Annotated in this window: 14 protein-coding genes; 10 read left to right on the plus strand and 4 right to left on the minus strand. The window is 66.0% G+C overall.

All coding sequences use genetic code 11. The annotated features are described in order from the left end of the window. Positions 1-824: 824 nt before the first annotated feature. On the plus strand, positions 825-4,562 hold the full coding sequence (locus tag RBB46_RS10035; protein ID WP_306028842.1) for a vitamin B12-dependent ribonucleotide reductase: 3,738 nt from the start codon (positions 825-827) through the stop codon (positions 4,560-4,562). A gap of 279 nt (positions 4,563-4,841) precedes the next feature. On the opposite strand, the gene RBB46_RS10040 is transcribed toward RBB46_RS10035, so the two are convergent. Beyond that, positions 4,842-5,690 (minus strand): ion transporter, encoded by an 849-nt coding sequence (locus tag RBB46_RS10040; protein WP_306028843.1) that lies wholly within the window; start codon positions 5,688-5,690, stop codon positions 4,842-4,844. Positions 5,691-5,990: 300 nt separating this feature from the next. Here RBB46_RS10040 and RBB46_RS10045 point away from each other — a divergent pair, with 300 nt between their 5' ends. The 3 genes from RBB46_RS10045 (at position 5,991) to RBB46_RS10055 (ending at position 7,732) form a co-directional block, all read left to right on the plus strand. Beyond that, the gene (locus RBB46_RS10045; protein WP_306028844.1) at positions 5,991-6,356 is read left to right on the plus strand and encodes a ParD-like family protein; all 366 of its coding nucleotides are present in this window, start codon (positions 5,991-5,993) and stop codon (positions 6,354-6,356) included. A gap of 8 nt (positions 6,357-6,364) precedes the next feature. Next, a complete protein-coding gene (locus tag RBB46_RS10050; protein WP_306028845.1) occupies positions 6,365-6,940 on the plus strand; it encodes a zeta toxin family protein in 576 nt (191 codons plus the stop codon). A 369-nt stretch (positions 6,941-7,309) separates the two neighbouring features. Next, complete coding sequence (locus tag RBB46_RS10055) at positions 7,310-7,732, plus strand: hypothetical protein (protein WP_306028846.1); 423 nt, start codon at positions 7,310-7,312, stop codon at positions 7,730-7,732. Between the two features lie 7 nt (positions 7,733-7,739). On the opposite strand, the gene RBB46_RS10060 is transcribed toward RBB46_RS10055, so the two are convergent. Continuing rightward, positions 7,740-8,783 carry a D-alanyl-D-alanine carboxypeptidase family protein gene (locus RBB46_RS10060; protein WP_306028847.1) on the minus strand — a complete coding sequence of 348 codons (1,044 nt, stop codon included), beginning with the start codon at positions 8,781-8,783 and terminating at the stop codon, positions 7,740-7,742. 136 nt (positions 8,784-8,919) lie between these two features. On the opposite strand from RBB46_RS10060, the gene RBB46_RS10065 reads away from it, so the two are divergent. Then, positions 8,920-9,309, plus strand: a complete 390-nt coding sequence (locus tag RBB46_RS10065; protein WP_306028848.1) for a hypothetical protein — start codon at positions 8,920-8,922, stop codon at positions 9,307-9,309. A gap of 20 nt (positions 9,310-9,329) precedes the next feature. On the opposite strand, the gene xth is transcribed toward RBB46_RS10065, so the two are convergent. Continuing rightward, on the minus strand, positions 9,330-10,112 hold the full coding sequence (gene xth, locus RBB46_RS10070; RefSeq protein WP_306028849.1) for an exodeoxyribonuclease III: 783 nt from the start codon (positions 10,110-10,112) through the stop codon (positions 9,330-9,332). Between the two features lie 34 nt (positions 10,113-10,146). After that, on the minus strand, positions 10,147-10,500 hold the full coding sequence (gene erpA / locus RBB46_RS10075; protein WP_306028850.1) for an iron-sulfur cluster insertion protein ErpA: 354 nt from the start codon (positions 10,498-10,500) through the stop codon (positions 10,147-10,149). 269 nt (positions 10,501-10,769) lie between these two features. Between erpA and RBB46_RS10080 the strand changes: the two genes are divergently transcribed. The 5 genes from RBB46_RS10080 to RBB46_RS10100 all read left to right on the plus strand — a co-directional run bounded on the left by RBB46_RS10080 (position 10,770) and on the right by RBB46_RS10100 (position 18,429). After that, positions 10,770-11,987: a deoxyguanosinetriphosphate triphosphohydrolase gene (locus RBB46_RS10080; protein WP_306028851.1), complete on the plus strand. Its 1,218-nt coding sequence runs from the start codon at positions 10,770-10,772 to the stop codon at positions 11,985-11,987. Positions 11,988-12,098: 111 nt separating this feature from the next. Beyond that, a complete protein-coding gene (gene argS / locus RBB46_RS10085) occupies positions 12,099-13,865 on the plus strand; it encodes an arginine--tRNA ligase (RefSeq protein WP_306028852.1) in 1,767 nt (588 codons plus the stop codon). A gap of 59 nt (positions 13,866-13,924) precedes the next feature. Then, complete coding sequence (locus tag RBB46_RS10090; RefSeq protein WP_306028853.1) at positions 13,925-16,396, plus strand: SPOR domain-containing protein; 2,472 nt, start codon at positions 13,925-13,927, stop codon at positions 16,394-16,396. Positions 16,397-16,533: 137 nt separating this feature from the next. Then, the gene (gene nagZ / locus RBB46_RS10095) at positions 16,534-17,556 is read left to right on the plus strand and encodes a beta-N-acetylhexosaminidase (RefSeq protein ID WP_336623153.1); all 1,023 of its coding nucleotides are present in this window, start codon (positions 16,534-16,536) and stop codon (positions 17,554-17,556) included. Between the two features lie 30 nt (positions 17,557-17,586). Then, positions 17,587-18,429 (plus strand): ScpA family protein, encoded by an 843-nt coding sequence (locus tag RBB46_RS10100; RefSeq protein ID WP_306028854.1) that lies wholly within the window; start codon positions 17,587-17,589, stop codon positions 18,427-18,429. The last annotated feature ends 27 nt before the right edge of the window (positions 18,430-18,456 follow it).

The raw sequence follows: 18,456 nt of genomic DNA on the forward strand, positions 1-18,456 counted from the left end.
GAACAAGACGATTCTCAGACAGTTTTGCTAAAATTGAATCAATATCGCTGTTATATTGGCAAAACAGACGTGATTCTGTTTTTCACCCGCGTCGTTTCGGGCTGTTTTCGGCCGGATTTGGCGCAATCGGGGACAGATTCGCGCTGTCCCCGGGGTGTTCCGGGGCACCCCGTACGGCTCCGTTTTTGGGGCCGGAAAACCGCCAATCCCCGCAACCGGCGGTGTGGCGGTGCTCCCGTCACGCGGGGCCGGGGAGGCGCCGGTCAGGGCGGAAGGCCACTTGCAAGGCCTATCTGGCGGCCGAGCCGGCAAAGCACCCGTCATCCTCGTTATCCACACGCACACACTACATTTGGGGTCTGGCCGAGGCGTGACCACAATAGATGGATTTGGGTGCTTGACGCTCACCGGCGATTCACCCTAACGTTCGGGTGTCGGATAAATCGCAGACAGGTTGGGGCTTCGACCCCGCGTCCTCATCAACTGCAAGCGTATGGTCCCCGGAGCCTTCCGGGTTTCGGCATGGCGACCGCGGCGGTTCGCGATGCGGGAAAATTGCGCCTTGCGTTGACGATATGTCGTGACAGAAAAGCGATGATCTACTATATATGGTGTTCATCCTTCACACATGACCGCGCGGCAAAGCGCGGCGAAATCACAGGGCGGCGGGGACAGGGCTTGCGCATCTTCAGGTGCGCGGCCCGGCGGCATGGCCGCCTCGCACCGGGCGCCGGCATCATGCCGCGCGCCGCTCCACCGGCGGCCTTGGCCGCGAATAGATACCCACGGCCCGCCGGGCCGATGCACGTTAAGGGGGCTTTTGGATGAAGATCGAGCGGCGTTACACGAAGGGCGGCCAGTCGCCCTATGCCGAGATCGCGTTTCGCGTGGCCACGAGCGAAATTCGGAATCCGGACGGCTCGATCGTCTTCCGGCTTGAAAACATTGACGTTCCTGCGCAGTTCTCGCAGGTTGCCGCGGATATCCTGGCGCAGAAATATTTCCGCAAGGCCGGTGTCCCCGCCCGCCTGAAGCCGGTCGAGGAGAACACCGTTCCCTCCTGGCTGTGGCGGCAGGAGGCGGACCTTGCAGCGCTCGAGGCGCTGCCCGAGGAAGAGCGCTACGGCTCGGAAATCGACGCCCGCCAGGTCTTCGACCGGCTCGCCGGCACCTGGACCTACTGGGGCTGGAAGGGCGGATACTTTGACGGCGAGGACGACGCCCGCGCCTTCTACGACGAGCTGCGCTACATGCTCGCCACCCAGAAGGTGGCGCCGAACTCGCCGCAGTGGTTCAACACCGGCCTGCACTGGGCCTATGGCATCGACGGCCCCAGCCAGGGGCATTTCTACGTTGATTTTCAAACAGGTGAGCTGACCCGCTCGGCCACCGCCTATGAGCATCCGCAGCCGCATGCCTGCTTCATCCAGTCGGTTCAGGACGATCTCGTCAACGAGAACGGCATCATGGACCTGTGGGTGCGCGAAGCGCGCCTGTTCAAGTACGGATCGGGGACAGGCTCCAACTTCTCCCGCGTGCGCGGCGAGGGCGAGAGGCTGTCGGGCGGGGGCAAGTCGTCCGGCCTGATGAGCTTCCTCAAGATCGGCGACCGGGCGGCCGGGGCCATCAAGTCGGGCGGCACGACGCGTCGCGCCGCCAAGATGGTGGTGGTCGATGTCGATCATCCCGACATCGAGGATTACATCACCTGGAAGGTCCGCGAGGAGCAGAAGGTGGCCGCGCTCGTCACCGGCTCGAAGATCTGCCAGAAGCACCTGACCGCGATCATGAAGGCCTGCGTCAATTGCGAGGCCGACAACGGGGATTGCTTCGATCCGGCGAAGAACCCGGCCTTGAAGCGCGAGATCCGCGCCGCCAAGAAGATGATGGTGCCGGAGAACTACATCCAGCGCGTCATCCAGTTCGCCCGCCAGGGTTTCACCAAGATCGAGTTCCCGACCTACAATACCGACTGGGATTCGGAAGCTTACCTGACGGTTTCGGGCCAGAATTCCAACAACTCTGTGCGCGTCACCGACGGCTTCCTGACCTCCGTGGTCGAGGACGGCGACTGGAACCTGACCGCGCGCAAGGACGGCCGCGTCACCAAGACGCTGAAGGCCCGCGAATTGTGGGAGCAGATCGGCTATGCCGCCTGGGCCTCCGCCGATCCGGGCATCCAGTACCACACGACGATCAACGACTGGCACACCTGCCCGGCCTCGGGCGAGATCCGCGCCTCGAACCCGTGCTCCGAGTACATGTTCCTCGACGACACGGCCTGCAACCTGGCGTCGCTGAACCTGCTGCAGTTCCGCGGCAAGGACGGGGTGTTCGACGTCGAGGCCTATGAGCACGGCGTGCGTCTGTGGACCATGGTGCTCGAGATCTCGGTGCTGATGGCGCAGTTCCCCTCGAAGGAGATCGCGGAGCTGTCCTACCGCTACCGCACGCTCGGCCTTGGCTACGCCAATATCGGCGGGCTGCTGATGACGTCCGGCATTCCTTATGACAGCGACGAGGGGCGGGCGATCTGCGGCGCTCTCACCGCGATCATGACCGGTGTTTCCTACGCGACTTCGGCAGAGATGGCTGGCGAACTCGGCGCCTTCCCGGGCTACGCGGACAATGCCGAGCACATGCTGCGCGTCATCCGCAACCACCGCCGCGCCGCCCATGGCGAGAGCGAGGGCTACGAGGGACTCAACACCAATCCGGTGCCGCTCGACCATGCGTCCTGCGCCGACAAGGTGCTGGTCGAACGGGCCAAGGCGGCCTGGGATCTGGCACTGGAGCTGGGCGAGAAGCACGGCTACCGCAACGCCCAGTCGACAGTGATCGCGCCGACCGGCACGATCGGCCTGGTCATGGATTGCGACACGACCGGCATCGAACCCGACTTCGCGCTGGTGAAGTTCAAGAAGCTGGCCGGTGGCGGCTACTTCAAGATCATCAACCGGGCGGTCCCCGAGGCGCTGCGCACGCTCGGCTATTCCGAGAGCGAGATCGCCGAGATGGAGGCCTACGCGGTCGGCCACGGCACGCTCGACCAGGCTCCGGCGGTCAATCCCGGCAGCCTACGCGCCAAGGGGTTCAACGATGCCGCGCTGGAGAAGGTGGCGGGCGCGCTGAAGTCGGCCTTCGACATCAAGTTCGTCTTCAATCGCTGGACGCTCGGCGACGAGTTCCTGACCGACGCCCTGAAGGTGCCGGCCGAGAAGCTCGACGATCCGGATTTCGAGCTGCTGGCGCATCTCGGCTTTTCTCGTGCCGATATCGAGCAGGCCAACACCCATGTCTGCGGCGCGATGACGCTGGAAGGCGCGCCGTTCCTCAAGCAGGAGCATTACGCGGTCTTCGATTGCGCCAATCCGTGCGGTCGCCTGGGCAAGCGGTTCCTGTCGGTGGAGAGCCACATCCGCATGATGGCGGCGGCACAGCCGTTCATCTCCGGCGCGATTTCCAAGACGATCAACATGCCGAACGACGCGACGGTTTCCGATTGCGCCGAGGCCTACATGCTGTCCTGGCGCCTGGCGCTGAAGGCCAACGCGCTCTACCGCGACGGCTCGAAGCTGAGCCAGCCGCTCAACTCCCAGCTTCTCGCCGACAGCGACGATGACGAGGAGGATGCGGTCGAGGCGCTGATGGCGCAGCCGCAGGCGGCGCGGGCCGAGATGGTGGCGGAACGGATCGTCGAGCGCATTGTCGAGCGGGTGGTGGAACGCACCGTGCGCGAGCGCGAGAAGATGCCGGACCGGCGCAAGGGCTACACCCAGAAGGCGCGTGTCGGCGGCCACAAGGTCTATCTGACCACGGGTGAGTATGGCGACGGCCGCCTCGGCGAGATCTTCATCGACATGCACAAGGAAGGCGCCGCCTTCCGCTCCTTGATGAACAATTTCGCCATCGCCATCTCGCTCGGCCTCCAGTACGGCGTGCCGCTCGAGGAATATGTCGACGCCTTCACCTTCACCCGGTTCGAGCCGGCCGGCATGGTGCAGGGCAACGAGGCGATCAAGAACGCGACCTCGATCCTCGACTACATCTTCCGCGAACTGGCCGTCTCCTACCTGGACCGGCACGACCTGGCCCATGTGTCGCCGGAATCCCTGTCGACCACGTCGATCAGCGGCGGCGAGAACGAAGGCCGTCCGGCCGGCACCGCGCATAGCGGCGTCGTGTCCAAGGGGCTTGTGCGCGGCCAGACGGAGCGTTTCCGCCTCGTCGGCAACCCGGGTGAGCCGGCCGGCTCGCTTGGCGGCGGCGAGGGCGGCTCGGCCAAGGGCGGCAAGGCCTCGGCGGTTGCCAGCGGCAGCATCCATGCCCGCACGGCGGCGGTCGCGACCGCCTTCAAGCGGGATGTGGAGGCAGAGCCGGAGGCGGATGTCGCGGTCGGCACCGCAGCGCCCGCCAAGGCAAGCCAGGCGCAGCAGATCGCCAAGGCCCGGATGCAGGGCTACGAGGGCGAGAGCTGCATGGAATGCGGCAACTTCACCATGGTGCGCAACGGCACCTGCCTGAAATGCGACACCTGCGGCAGCACCAGCGGCTGCAGCTGACGGGACGGGGACGGCTGGCCTGAAGGCCGGCCTCCCTGCTGCTCGATATACGAAACACAAACCCGTCCGGCAGCGATGCCGGGCGGTTTTTGTTTTCAGGGACAAGACGCGGGGCGCGGCGGCCGGTTCTCACCGGTCATCCCGGGCAAGCGCGGTGAAGCCGGCGCGCCCGCCGATCAGGGGAGCGCCTGCGGCGCGGCTGATACGCTGGATGCCGGATCCGGCCATGTGTTTGCGGCGCAGACCGTTCGGCAGGGCGGGAGCGGGAATGGCGGGATTCTATGTGTTGCTGTCTTTGCCGTCATTGGCGGGGCCGACGGGAGCGATCAAGGCGGCGTCATTGACGTCATCGGCCTTTCGCCGCGCCTGAATAGCATCGGAAAAGGCTGCGGCGAGAATGCCTGTCGGCATTGCGATCAGGCCAATCCCGGTGACAGCGGTCAGCCCGGCAAAAAACTGTCCAAGAGCTGTCTTGGGATAGACGTCTCCGTATCCGACCGTGGTGAGAGTTGCGATTGACCACCACATGGTTCGCGGAATGCTTCCGAAGGTCTCGGGCTGTATCGCACCTTCCACCAGATAGAGAACAGTAGAGGAGAAGAGCAGCAACATGCCGGCGATGCCTGCGCTCATCATCAACTCGAAACGTCGAGAATGAAGGGCTTGGGAAATCGCCTCGAAGGCTCGCGAGAAGCGGCCAAGGCGGGCCACCCGCAGAATGCGCGTCAAACGGAAAAGCCTGAGCAGGAATGCTTCCGTACCGAAGGTGGTGAGCAGGAGCGGCAAGATCGCCAGAAAGTCCATGATTGCGGCTGGCGTGGCCATATATCGAAGGCGGCCCGCAATTCCGGAGTAGCGGGCATTCTCTCCCGCGACCCAGAGACGGAGCAGGTACTCGATCGCGAACAGCACGGTGAAAACGGCCTCAACGATAAAGAACACAGACTCCCGCCCCGTCAGGATCACCGGTTCACTTTCGAGAATCGCGGCGGCCGTCGCCAGGGCAATGAGGACGGCCAGCACCTTGTTGACTGGCGACAGCCCTTTACCTGGCCAGACGGTTGGCTCCAGATAACAATAGAGGTGGTGTCTCAGCGGTGTTTTGTTGCGTAACGGAAGATCGCTCATCTGCTCACTCCCGCCGGTTCGCCAAAAAGACCCGCGAGCCTCACTTGATCCATGCCGCATCTCCGCCTGCAACTCACCCAAGTCGAAGCAGAAGCCACGCTACAAGCGCTGCTATGCCCAAAGCAGCCACTGCATCACGCAGCGCTTCGGTGATGCAATCAAAAAGAGCGCCGGTTATCGAACCTCACGGTGCAGGAGCCTTTCCAAGAGCCAGTACGGTTGGCCGGGGAGGCTCGATTTCCAGCCATTGATCAAGGGGTAGCAAAATGCTACCTTGTAAGTGATCAGGAGGTCGATGCGATGGCACAGTCCGTGAAGCTGAGTGACGACGTGATGGCGCTCGTGCGGCGCGAATCCGAGCTGCAGAGCCGTTCGGTTGCCGGCCAGATCACTCATTGGCTGCGGATTGGCCGCGCCATAGAGAAGTCCGGCAATTTCAACTCCAACCGTATTAGCGAAGTGCTTGCCGGAGCGCGCGAGACGCGCGATCTCACAGGTGAGGAAAAAGACGTCTGGCTCGACAGCTTCACCGAGGCGATGGCGGAGCCGGACGCGGGAGAAGAGGCATTCTTCGCCCGTCGGCGCGCGCTTGGCCTTGGCGTCGGTCTCGATGCGGGCGGCAACCTCGTGCGTGCAGCCAAACCAAAAACCAAACCGGGGGCATGAGCCCGACAATGATCGTGCTCGCCGGACCGAATGGCGCTGGCAAGTCCACCCTCTACGAGACCCGCGTCGCGCCCCGCTTCGCGGGTCCTTTCATCAATGCCGATGTCATCCAGCGGGACGAACTTTGCGAGCCCTCGCCCGACGCGGCTTATGAGGCGGCACGGATCGCCGACCACCGCCGGGCGAATTGCCTCGCCAACGGCCGTGACTTTGCTACCGAGACGGTCTTCTCCCATCCCTCGAAGCTTGAACTCGTCAGGCAGGCTCGCGCGCGAGGATTTACAGTCATCGTCATGCATGTGGGGGTGGAGGCGGCGGAGCTCTCCGTTGTCCGGGTTGGCTCGAGGGTCGAAGAGGGTGGGCACACAGTGCCGGAGAACAAGATACGCGCCCGCTACGAGCGCGGCGCACCCTTGATCCGCGAAGCCGTGCTCATGGCCGACCGGGGTATGGTCTTCGACAATTCCGGCATCAACACACCTCCCGCACAGTGTCTCGTGTTCGCAGGCGGACGCCTTGTCTTGGCTCAGCCGTTCCTACCCGGATGGATCCGCAGGGTTTATGCGGGCGTATTGCTGCTTTAGCTTCTCGGAGCCAATGACGGCCTCGCTCGTCCGCCATCCCCGCCTCCGCTGGCCAAGATGTGATCCGCAAAAATCCCCCTGCGTAAGCCGATAGAGGACATGTCTTCGCCCGGCGCTTCTACCGGCATCCGTAGTCTTCTGTAGTCATATTGATGTCGATATCAGTGCCGGATGGTCGGAAAACTGTGGTAGCATCAGACACTTCTCGGGTTGCCGGTCGAATTGCCGGCCGGGTTGCAGGGACGGGGCGGCCGACAGGGATCGGGCTCATCATTTGCGTCTCTCCGGCGGTCCAGCGACCACGGACCACGCGCCCCCGACGAGGGCGCGGTGCGGAAGGCAACCGGGAAGGCAAGGGGAGGTAAGGGGATGGTGACCGGTCGTTTTGCCCTGGTTCTTGCGATTGTCCTGCCGCTCACGGCGGCCGGCGGATTTTCGGGCTCCGCGCTGGCGATGGAGCCGGTGCCGGGCATGAAGGTCGGAACGGACCTCAACGGGATCGTCATGAACCTCGCCGAATCCGGCTATACCACCCTGCGTTACATGAACAAGGACGGGCGCATCGAGGTCGTCGTGCGCAAGGACGGACAGCGCTTCTTCCTGCTGGTCGACGGCACAAGCGGCGTGATCGTCACCGTCGTGCCGGAAGGCGGCGATCCCCTGCTTGAGCAACCCGAGCCCATTCCGGGGGACGAAAGCACGTCGCGGCCCGGCGAGAAGGGGCACCTGTCGCACATGATACTGCTGCCCGACGCGGTGTCGGACAGCCCCCGCCGGGGCGTGAACTCATAAGCGTGCCTTAGAGATACTGCTCGATCAGGGCGGTGACCTCACGGTCGCGCGCGCCCTCGCTTTCCCCCCCGAACACCACGGCGATCACCTGCCGGCCGCCGCGCCTTGCGGAGGCAGCCAGATTGTAGCCCGAAAGGCGGATATAGCCGGTCTTGATGCCGTCGACGCCGGCGACGCGGCCGAGCAGGTTGTTGGTCGCCTCGAACGTGCGGCCGTTATAGGAGAAGCTGCGGGCGGTGAAGGCGCGGGCGCGGTTGGCGTGCCGGCTCTTCAAGGCCCGCGAGAGAATCGCCATGTCGCGCGCCGTCGTCACCTGGCGCGGATCGGGAAGGCCCGAGGCATTGACGAAATGGGTGCGCCGCATGCCCAGCGCCCGGGCCTTGGAGGTCATCGTGCGGGCGAAGGCTGCTTCCGAGCCGCCGAGGTTTTCCGCCACGGTCACGGCGACATCATTGGCCGACTTGACCGCAAGCGCCTGGATCGCCTGCGAGACGGTGATCGTTCCACCCTGCCTGAGGCCGATTTTCGCCGGCGGCTGTCCGGCGGCCCGCGCCGAGACCGAAAGCGGTGTGTCGAGGGAGACCCGGCCTTCGGACACGGCGTCGAACAACAGGTAGAGGGTCATCATCTTGGTCAGCGAGGCGGGATAGCGCAGGGCGTCCGCCTGTTCCTCGTGCAGGACGCTGCCGCTTGCCGCATCGATGACGATCGCCGCATGGGCGCGGGGCTCCGCCTGCCCGGGAGGGGCGAAGGCGAGGGCCGGACCGGCGCTTGTGGTGGCGGTGCCCGGCAGGGCGGGCAGGGCGGCCGTCTGCACGGCGGCGGCGCGGGCAGCGTTCGCCGATACGGAGTTGCCGGCCGGCTTGCCGGCCGTCTGGCAGGCGGCAAGCACCAGGGCCAGTGACAGTGCCGCCGCGAGCTGCAGCCGCGGGCGCTGCGGTGTTGCCGCTCGCTGCGCTGCGCTTGTGCCAGTCACGGTACCCGTCACCTTGCCAATCACCTTGCCAGTCACCGTGAATGTCTCCGCTTGCCGGGGAAGACCGGCGCTCATGTCGGCGCGCACCATATCGGATCGGCGCGGGGGGAAAAAGCCGGGAGAGGACGACCCCGGCCGATTGTTGCGCGGGTGCCGGAGAGGCGCGGCGCTCCGGGCTCGTTTACGCAGCGTTTTCATGGTACGATATGACATGGGCAAGAAGGGCTGGATCCGGACAAGACGTCTGAAGACCCTGGCTGCAAGCACCGGCAAGGTGTTTACCGGGAGCAGCATGCCCGTGCTGTTGCTGGTTGCAGGGCTTTCCGCCTTGCCCGGCCTCGCGGGGCAAACGGGTATCGCCCGGGCGGGCGAGATCCGGCAGGCGGGCGCGAACATGAACTGCACCTGCCGCTTCTTCGGAACCGACTACAAGCTCGGCGACATGATCTGCCTGCGCGGGCCTAACGGGCCGAGGATGGCCCGCTGCTCCATGAACCTCAACAACACGACCTGGAAAACGCTGGAGCGTTCCTGCCCGACATCGCTCAGGCAGGCGCCGCATACCATCGCCACGCTGGCCGGGCTGCCCGCCGCGCATTGAGCGGTTATGCCGGGCAAGGTTCAGGCAGCGAGATTCACCCAGACCGGCACATGGTCCGACGGCTTTTCCCAGCCGCGCACATGCGCGTCGATGCCAACGCCTTCCAGGATGTCGGTCGCCTCGGGCGACAGCAGCACGTGATCGATGCGGATGCCGTTGTTCTTCTGCCAGGCGCCGGCCTGATAGTCCCAGAACGTGTAGACGCCGTCCTCCTGGTTGGTGGCGCGCACGGCGTCGGTCAGGCCAAGCGCGAGCAGGGCCCGGTAGGCACCGCGGCTTTCCGGCTGGAACAGGGCATCGTCCGTCCAGTTCTGCGGATGGCGGGCATCGCGCGGGTCCGGGATGACGTTGTAGTCGCCCAGGAGCACGAACCGCTCTTCCTCCTCGAGCCGCATGCGGGCATGGCGGATCAGACGGTCCATCCAGCCGAGCTTGTAGGGGAATTTCTCGGTGCCGAGCGGATTGCCGTTCGGCAGGTAGAGACAGCCGACGCGCAAGGGGTGCCCGTCCGTCTCGACGCGGGCCTCGATGTAGCGGGCCTGCTCGTCGCTGTCGTCGCCCGGCAGGCCGCGCGCGATGTCCGTCAGGGGGCGGCGGCTCAGAAGCGCGACGCCGTTGAAACCCTTCTGGCCATGGGTCTCGACCTGGTAGCCCGCCTCCTCGAAGGCGGCGCGGGGAAAGCCCTCGTCGACGGACTTGATCTCCTGCAGGCAGGCAAGGTCGGGCTTTGCCTCGTCGAGCCAGGCAAGCGTTGTCTCAAGGCGCGCCTTGACGCCGTTGATGTTCCAGGTGGCGATTTTCAACGGCGTCGGTCCTTTGGATCGGAAAGGCGGGAGATCAGATCGAGAAGCTGGTGCCGCAGCCGCAGCCGGCGGCGGCAAGCGGGTTCCTGATCTGGAACGACTGGCCCATCAGGTCGTCGACGAAATCGATGACCGAGCCGCTCATGTATTGCAGCGAGACAGGGTCGATGAGCACGCTCGCGCCGTCGCGGGCGATGACGAGGTCGTCGCTCTCCTGCTCCCGCACGAGGTCGTATTTGTACTGGAAGCCCGAACAGCCGCCACCCTCGACGCTGACGCGCAGGCTGGTTCCCTCCGGTTCGGAGGAGAGGATACGGGCAATGCGCTTTACCGCCGTGTCGCTGAGGTCGACCGTTTCGGGCGTCGCGTCCGTGATGTGATCCGCCATGGTCATGCTCTTCCGTTTTGCAGGCACTGCCGTTGCCGGCGGGGATGCCGTCTCCCCGGGGCAATGGAGGCTCCGGTGCTTGCCGCGCCGGGTGATCCGGCCGGGCGGCTTGCGGGTTGCGGGAAATCGCATGCTCCGAGCAAGGCCGCCCTGTGCAAGGCGTTAGTGAATAGGTATGAACAGCGCGGGCATGCGTCAACAGTCTCGCTGCCCGAAAGCGTACGCGATCCTCGCGCACGTCAATCTCCGGCAGACGACCAGGAGGCCTCATGACCGCACCGCTTGGCTATGGAGCCCAGCCGCGCGCCGCTTACGCCACCGACCCGGACAGAAGCGCCGGACGCCTGGTGCCCGAGGCGGAGAGCCCGACCCGCACGCCGTTTCAGCGCGACCGCGACCGCATCATCCACTCCACCGCCTTTCGGCGGCTCAAGCACAAGACGCAGGTGTTCGTCTATCACGAGGGCGACCATTTCCGCACCCGGCTGACCCACACGATCGAGGTGTCGCAGATCGCCCGCTCGCTCGCCCGGGCCATGCGGCTCGACGAGGACCTCGCCGAATGCCTGGCGCTCGCCCACGACCTGGGCCACACGCCGTTCGGGCATGAGGGGGAAGACGTCATGGACGCCGCGATGGCGCCGTTCGGCGGGTTCGACCACAACGCGCAGTCACTGCGTGTCGTCACCGTGCTGGAGCGCCGCTACGCCGAGTTCGACGGTCTGAACCTCAGCTGGGAGACGCTGGAGGGGCTGGTCAAGCACAACGGGCCGCTTCTCGACGGCAACGGGCATCCGCTTGGCAAGTTCAAGGATACGGGGCTGCCTTTCGCCATTCGCCAGTATGCGCAGAAGCAGGACCTGCGCCTCGACAGCTGGCCGAGCGCCGAGGCCCAGGCCGCCGCGATTGCCGACGATATCGCCTATGACGCGCATGATCTCGACGACGGATTGCGCGCCGGGCTGCTCAGCATCGAGCAGATGCGCGAGGTGCCGTTCCTGGCCCGGATCCTGGACGAGGTCGACGCGCGCTATCCGCAGCTGGAAGAGGCGCGGCGCATTCACGAGATCGTGCGGCGTTCGATCACCCGGATGGTCGAGGACGTGATCGGCGAATCCCTGCGCAGGCTAGCCGCGCTCTCTCCCGCGGACGCGGAGGACATTCGCGCGGCCGGTGCGCCCGTTGTCGCCTTTTCCGAGGAGATGGCGGCCCGCGAACGCGAGGTGAAGGCTTTCCTCTTCGCCAATCTCTACCGGCACGAGACGATGCTCGCCGTGCGCCGACAGGTGGCCGGGGTGGTGCGCGACCTGTTCGGGGCCTATATGGCGAAGCCGGCCGAGTTGCCGGAGGAATGGCGGCGCGGCCTCGAGCAGGACGACGAGACCCGGCGGGCGCGGCGGGTGTGCGATTTCATCGCCGGGATGACCGACCGTTTCGCCATCGACGAGCATCGCCGGCTGTTTGACCACACTCCCGATTTGGGATAGGCCCGCCGCGCGGTATACGCCGCTTTTCCAACCGGCCCCGACACGGCCGAACCAGACCAGACCGGATTGCGGCCCAAGGGACGGAATCCTCTCCACGGACACAAGAACGCGATGAACATCTTCAGCCACTATGCCGAGCTTGTGCGGGCCGCGATCCTCGAACTCCATCCGGGAGGGGAGGTCGGAGCGGACCTGTTGCAGCGATGCGTGGTGGAGCCGCCGCGCGACAGCGCCCACGGCGATCTCGCCACCAATGCGGCGATGGTGCTGGCAAAGCCGCTGAAGACCAATCCGCGTGCGCTGGCCGAAAGCCTTGGCGCCGTTCTGGCGCGTAACGACGATATCGTCAGCGCCGAGGTCGCGGGTCCGGGCTTCATCAACCTGCGGCTTGCCGACGGCGTCTGGGCGCGGGTGCTGAAGGCGGTGCTGGAGAGCGGCACCGACTTCGGCCGCTCGGTCATGGGCAGCGGTCTGAAGGTCAATGTCGAATATGTCTCGGCCAATCCGACCGGGCCGATGCATGTCGGCCATTGTCGGGGCGCTGTCGTGGGCGATGCGCTCGCTTCCCTGCTCGATTTCGCCGGCTATGACGTCACCCGCGAATATTACATCAACGATGCGGGCTCCCAGGTCGACGTGCTCGCCAATTCCGCCTTCCTGCGTTACCGCGAGGCGCTGGGCGAGGATATTGGCGCGATCCCGGAAGGGCTCTATCCGGGCGACTATCTGGTGCCGGTCGGCAAGGCGCTCGCAGACGAGCACGGCGATGCGCTGCTGGCCATGAGCGATGCCGAGCGTCTGCCCCTGGTCAAGGAAGCGACGATCGCGGCGATGATGGAGCTGATCCGCGCGGACCTGGCGCTGCTCAACGTCCATCACGAAGAGTTCTTTTCCGAACGCACCCTGCATGCGCGCGGCGAGGGCAACAGCTCGCCGATCGACCGGATGCTCGATGAACTGCGCGCGCGCGACTTCGTCTATGAAGGCACGCTGCCGCCGCCCAAGGGGCAGTTGCCCGAAGACTGGGAAGACAGGGAACAGACGCTGTTCCGCGCCACCGCCTTTGGCGACGACATCGACCGGCCGTTGAAGAAGTCGGACGGCTCCTACACGTATTTCGCCGCCGACGTTGCCTATTTCCTGTCGAAATACGAGCGCGGCTTCAAGGAAATGATCTTCATCCTGGGCGCCGACCACGGCGGCTACGTGAAGCGGCTGGAGGCGGTCGGACGGGCGATCTCGGGCGGCGACGCCAAGGTGATCGTGCGGCTTTGCCAGTTGGTGAAGCTGTTCCGCGCCGGCGAGCAGGTGACCATGTCGAAGCGCTCGGGCGAGTTCATCACGCTACGCGAGGTGGTCGAGGAGGTTGGCTGCGATCCGGTGCGCTTCATGATGCTGTATCGCAAGAACGACGCGCCGCTGGACTTCGATTTCAAGAAGGTGACGGAACAGTCGAAGGACAATCCCGTCTTCTACGTGCAGTATGGCCATGCGCGTTGCAGCTCGGTGCTACGCCAGGCGGGAGAGGAGTTCGGCGATCTAGACCTTTCCGCGAAGGCCTTGTCGGACATCGACTTTTCCGGCCTCACCGATTCGGGCGAGCGCGACATCGCGGCGAAGCTTGCGGCGTGGCCGCGGCTTGTGGAAAGCGCCGCCGAAGCACACGAGCCGCACCGGGTGTCTTTCTACCTGCACGAACTGGCCAGTGCCCTGCATTCTCAATGGAATAAAGGCAAGGATTCGCCGCAATTACGTTTTATTAACGCTGAAGATCGACAAACAACACTGGCCCGCCTTGGTCTCGTACGTGCGGTCTCCCTTGTTCTAGCCTCCGGCCTTGGCATTCTTGGCGTGGCGGCTCCTGAGGAGATGCGGTAGGGCGGGGTGTCATGTCGGCGCGTACGCGCGCCGCAGCCAGCGGGGAAGTCCTCAGCACCATGTCCAATCGTTCGAATTACCCGGCCGGAGGTCCCGACCCGCGCGACGACCGCTATCGCGCCGATGACGGGCATGCCGGGTTCGACGAGGATCCGCTTGTCGAGCTCGCACGCATTGTCAGCGAAGGAAACGCGAAATACCGGCCTGTCGCGCTGGTGGATCCCGCCGAGGTTGACGAACCCGAAGCACCGCGCGGCAGCTATGACGCGCGCCGGGACCTGATCGACCACGAAGCCTGGGCGCGTGATCTCGAGGCCGGCCTTTCGGACGATTTCGGCGGCTATGCGCCGGAGCCCGCGTATCGCGAGGAGCCGGCGGCGGATGCCGGGTATTCCGAAGAGGGCTATTTCGAGGACGCCTACGGGGGCGATCCGCAGGGCGCCGGCCATGAGCCGCAAGCCTATGTGGACGAGACCTATGAGCCGCAGGTGCAGGATCCGCAGGCCCCGACGCTCCACGAACCCTACGCGCCGCAGCCTGTCCATGCACAGCATAACCCCTACGAGCCGGTCGCCTATGCGGACGAGGGCCGTGCCGGGCCGGACGACTTCGATGCCCGCCAGTATGGCGGGGTCTACGGCGCTGAAGCCTATGCGGGCGAAGAAACGCCCCTTGATCCGGCCTTCGATCCGCGTTCCGCAGAGGCCGAGCCGGCTCTGCCTGCCGACGCCTATGGCGAACAACTGGGCGCACCTGCCGGCTATGCCGAGGAGCTTGCCGCCGAACCCTACGCCGATCCCTACAGGGACGAGGCGCGCTTCGATGAGGCCGATCTCGGCGCTCCGACCCGCGATCCCTATGAGGGCCAGATCCCGATGCAGTCGGCATTTGGCGCGCCGGCCGATTTCGACAGCGACTTCGATGCGACGCCGTCCCGCCCGCGGGCGCTGGCCGACGACCTGAGCGCATCGCTCGAAGACGAACTGCTTGGCGCGATGGGTGCCGGCCGGCCGCAGGCCAGTGCGCCCGTTCAGCCGCAGGCCGATCCCTATCCGGCCGATCCGCGCTACCCGGCACAGGCAAGCGGATACGCCGAGGAACCCGCGTTCGAGGACGAGCAGCTTGACGATCTGCTGCTGGAAGACGATCGCATGCTGGCGGCGCCCGTGCATGGCTCTCATGCGTCCGCCTATGCGGACCAGGGATTTGACGAGGCTGTCGACGACATTTTCCAGAACGATCCCGAGGCCCCGCCGCCGCCGGGCGGATACGATCTCGACGAGGTTGCCCAGGCAATGCGCGAGGGCGATCCGCAGCTGGGCGGTCATGGCGTGCTGCCGCCGCATTCCCAGGGCGGGGAAGAGGCGGCGCCCGAGCAGAAATCACGCCGCGGGCTTTATGCGGCCGCTGCGGTTCTGGGACTTGTCGTGCTTGGCGGTGGCGCGTTCGCGGTCATGGATTTCAGCGACGAGGCCAGCGGTCCGCCGCCGGTGATCACCTCCGATGGCGAGCCGATGAAGGTCTACCCGGAAGGGCAGGAGCCGACGGCGAACGGGCAGAGCAAACTGATCTACGATCGTGTCGGCGGCGTCGAAACGCCGCGCGACGAGCGTCTGGTCCTGCAGGACGAGACGCCGGTGGCGTCGCTGCCGCCGGCGCCGGACACCACGGGCACCTCGCAAAGCAATGTTCCGGCGGGACCGCGCCGTGTGCGCACGGTCGTCGTGCGTCCGGACGGCACGATCATTTCCAGCGACGAGCCGGTGACCTCCGGCCAGGAGACCCAGCCCGACGCCGCCGCCCAGCCGGGCGCGGTGACAGCCCCGGCCGATCTCCGGGCGCCGGGCACGGATGCCGCGCCGCGCGTGGTGAGCACGGATGCCGGTCAGCAACCCGTCGTGCCGGCCGCAGGGCAGAACGCGGGACAGACCGCACAGCAGGTCGCCGATGCCGCGCGTCAGGTGCGCACCACGGCGATTGTGCCGGACGGCGGACCGGCCGCGCAGGCCCCGGGCGACGTTTCGGCCGCGACCGCGACCCTGAGCACGACCGGCTCCGATGCGCCGGCCAACGTGCCGCGCATCAAGCCGGGTGACATCGACACGCTCGCTTCGAGCGCGGCGCCACCGCCCGCCATCAATCGCCAGGCAACCCCGGCAAGCAGCTCCCCGGCGCCGCTCGACCTGACGGCCCAGGCTGGCCGCGCCCAAAACACGCAGAGCGCGCCCGCTGCACCGGTGCAAACCGCCTCCGCTCCGGCGGCGAGCAGCGCCTCGATCCCGTCCGGTGCCTATATCGTACAGGTTTCCTCGCAGCGCACGCAGGAACAGGCGCAGACGGCATTCAACGATCTCCAGCGGCGCTACGGTTCGGTCTTGGGCAGTGTGTCGCCTGTGATCCAGCGCGCCGATCTGGGTGACCGGGGCACTTTCTACCGGGTGCGCATTCCGGCCGGATCGCGCGAGGACGCGATCTCGCTCTGCGAGCGGCTGAAATCGGCCGGTGGCGACTGTTTCGTGCGTCGCAACTAGAGCAGGCCCCTTGGGGTTGCCTCTGGCCATGCTGCGTGCAAAAGACATTTCAAGCGGGCGGACGCGGTGCGTTCCGCCCGTTTTCTGTAAGGGCTTCCGCGCCGGGCCGGCGGGAAGCGGGAAAGTGCGGAGCGATCATGACGAAGGCCTTCATCGCGGGTTGCGCGGGTGAAACCCTGAGCGCGGATGAACGCGCGTTCTTCGCACGGGAGCGACCCTGGGGCCTGATCCTGTTTTCCCGCAATTGCACCTCGAGCGAACGGATTCGCGCCCTGGTGGACGATTTCCGCTCCGTCGTCGGGGTCTCCAACGCACCCGTCCTGATCGATCAGGAAGGCGGGCGGGTCCGCCGGCTGCGTCCGCCGCTTGTCGAGGACTACCCGGCCGGTGCCGTTTACGGGCGCCTGTTCGCGGCCTCGCGCGAGACAGGGCGACGGGCGGCGCATCTGGGCGGCCGGCTGATCGGCGCCGACCTTGCCGGGCTCGGCATCACTGTCGACTGCGCGCCGATCCTCGACGTACCCACCCCGCTCACCAGCGAGGCGATCGGCGACAGGGCATACGGGCCGGATGCCGACACCGTGACGGAGATCGGCCGCGCCTTCGCGGAGGGACTGATGACCTCCGGGGTCCTGCCAGTGGTCAAGCACATGCCCGGACACGGGCGGGCACGCGTCGACAGTCATTACGAGCTGCCGGTGGTGGACGCCGACCCGGCGGCGCTGGAGGCGGTCGACTTCGCACCGTTTCGCGCGCTTGCCGACCTGCCGATGGCGATGACGGCGCATGTGGTCTTCACCGGGCTGGATCCGGACTGCTGCGCGACCCAGTCGCGCCGGGTGATCGACGGGATCGTCCGCGGGCAGATCGGCTTCGACGGGCTGCTGATGAGCGACGATCTGTCGATGAGGGCCCTTGGCGGTGCTGTCCATGACCGCGTCGCCAGGCTTTTCGATGCCGGCTGCGACATGGCCCTCCACTGCAATGGCGACATGGACGAGATGATCGAGGTGGCGCGGGCGAGTCCCGTGCTGGCCGGCGAGGGGGAGCGCCGGGCGCAGGCCGCGCTTGCCGCGTGGCGGCCGGGGCTGCCGTTCGATCGTGCCGAGGCGCGGGCCGAGTACGAGGCTTTGCTGGCGGAGGCGGCCGCACTGTCCTAAAAACGGAGGAAACCGAGTTTGGGGGCAGGGGTGCAGGACACCTTTTTCGAGGATCCGGATCCGGTCGCAGGCGCAGCCGACCGCGCGACGACCGATCCGGCACTGGTGGTGGATGTCGACGGCTTCGAAGGGCCGCTCGACCTGCTGCTGACGCTCGCCCGCAAGCAGAAGGTCGACCTTGCCCGCATATCGATCCTGGCACTTGTGGAGCAGTATCTGGGCTTCGTCGCGGAGGCGCGCCGGCTGCGGCTCGAACTGGCCGCCGACTATCTGGTCATGGCGGCCTGGCTCGCCTACCTGAAATCCCGCCTGCTCATCCCCGAGCAAAAGGACGAGGACGAGCTCAGCGGCGAGGAAATGGCCGCCGCGCTCGCATTCCGCCTGCGCCGCCTTGAGGCGATGCGCGAGGCCTCGGAGAAGCTGATGAACCGCAACCGCTCGGGGCGCGACGTCTTCGCACGGGGCAAGCCGGAAGCCATCTCCATCGCCCGGCGCAGCGCCTGGACGGCGTCGCTCTACGACCTCTTGATCGCCTATGCCGCGCAGCGCCAGCGAACCTCGGTGACCTCGGTTCACGTGCGCAGGAGAACCGTCTGGTCGCTGCAGGAAGCCCGCGACCTGCTGACACGGCTGGTGGGATTGCATATGGACTGGGCGCCGCTGGACACCTATCTGTCGAGATATATCGGCGAGGCGGGCCAGGCGAGCACCGTTCTGGCCAGCAGCTTTTCCGCGAGCCTGGAACTGGTGCGCGAGGGAGAACTGGAACTGCGTCAGGCGGAGCCCTTCGCCCCGCTCTACCTGAGGCGCAAGGTGCCCGATCCGAATCGCGACATCGCGTCGGCAAGCGGGCCGGAAGACAACGAGGCGTGACGTGACAGGCGGCCGAGAGCAGACCGC

It is taken from the genome of Stappia sp. MMSF_3263 (genome assembly GCF_030733745.1).
In the GTDB taxonomy this organism is placed as follows: Bacteria; Pseudomonadota; Alphaproteobacteria; order Rhizobiales; family Stappiaceae; genus Stappia.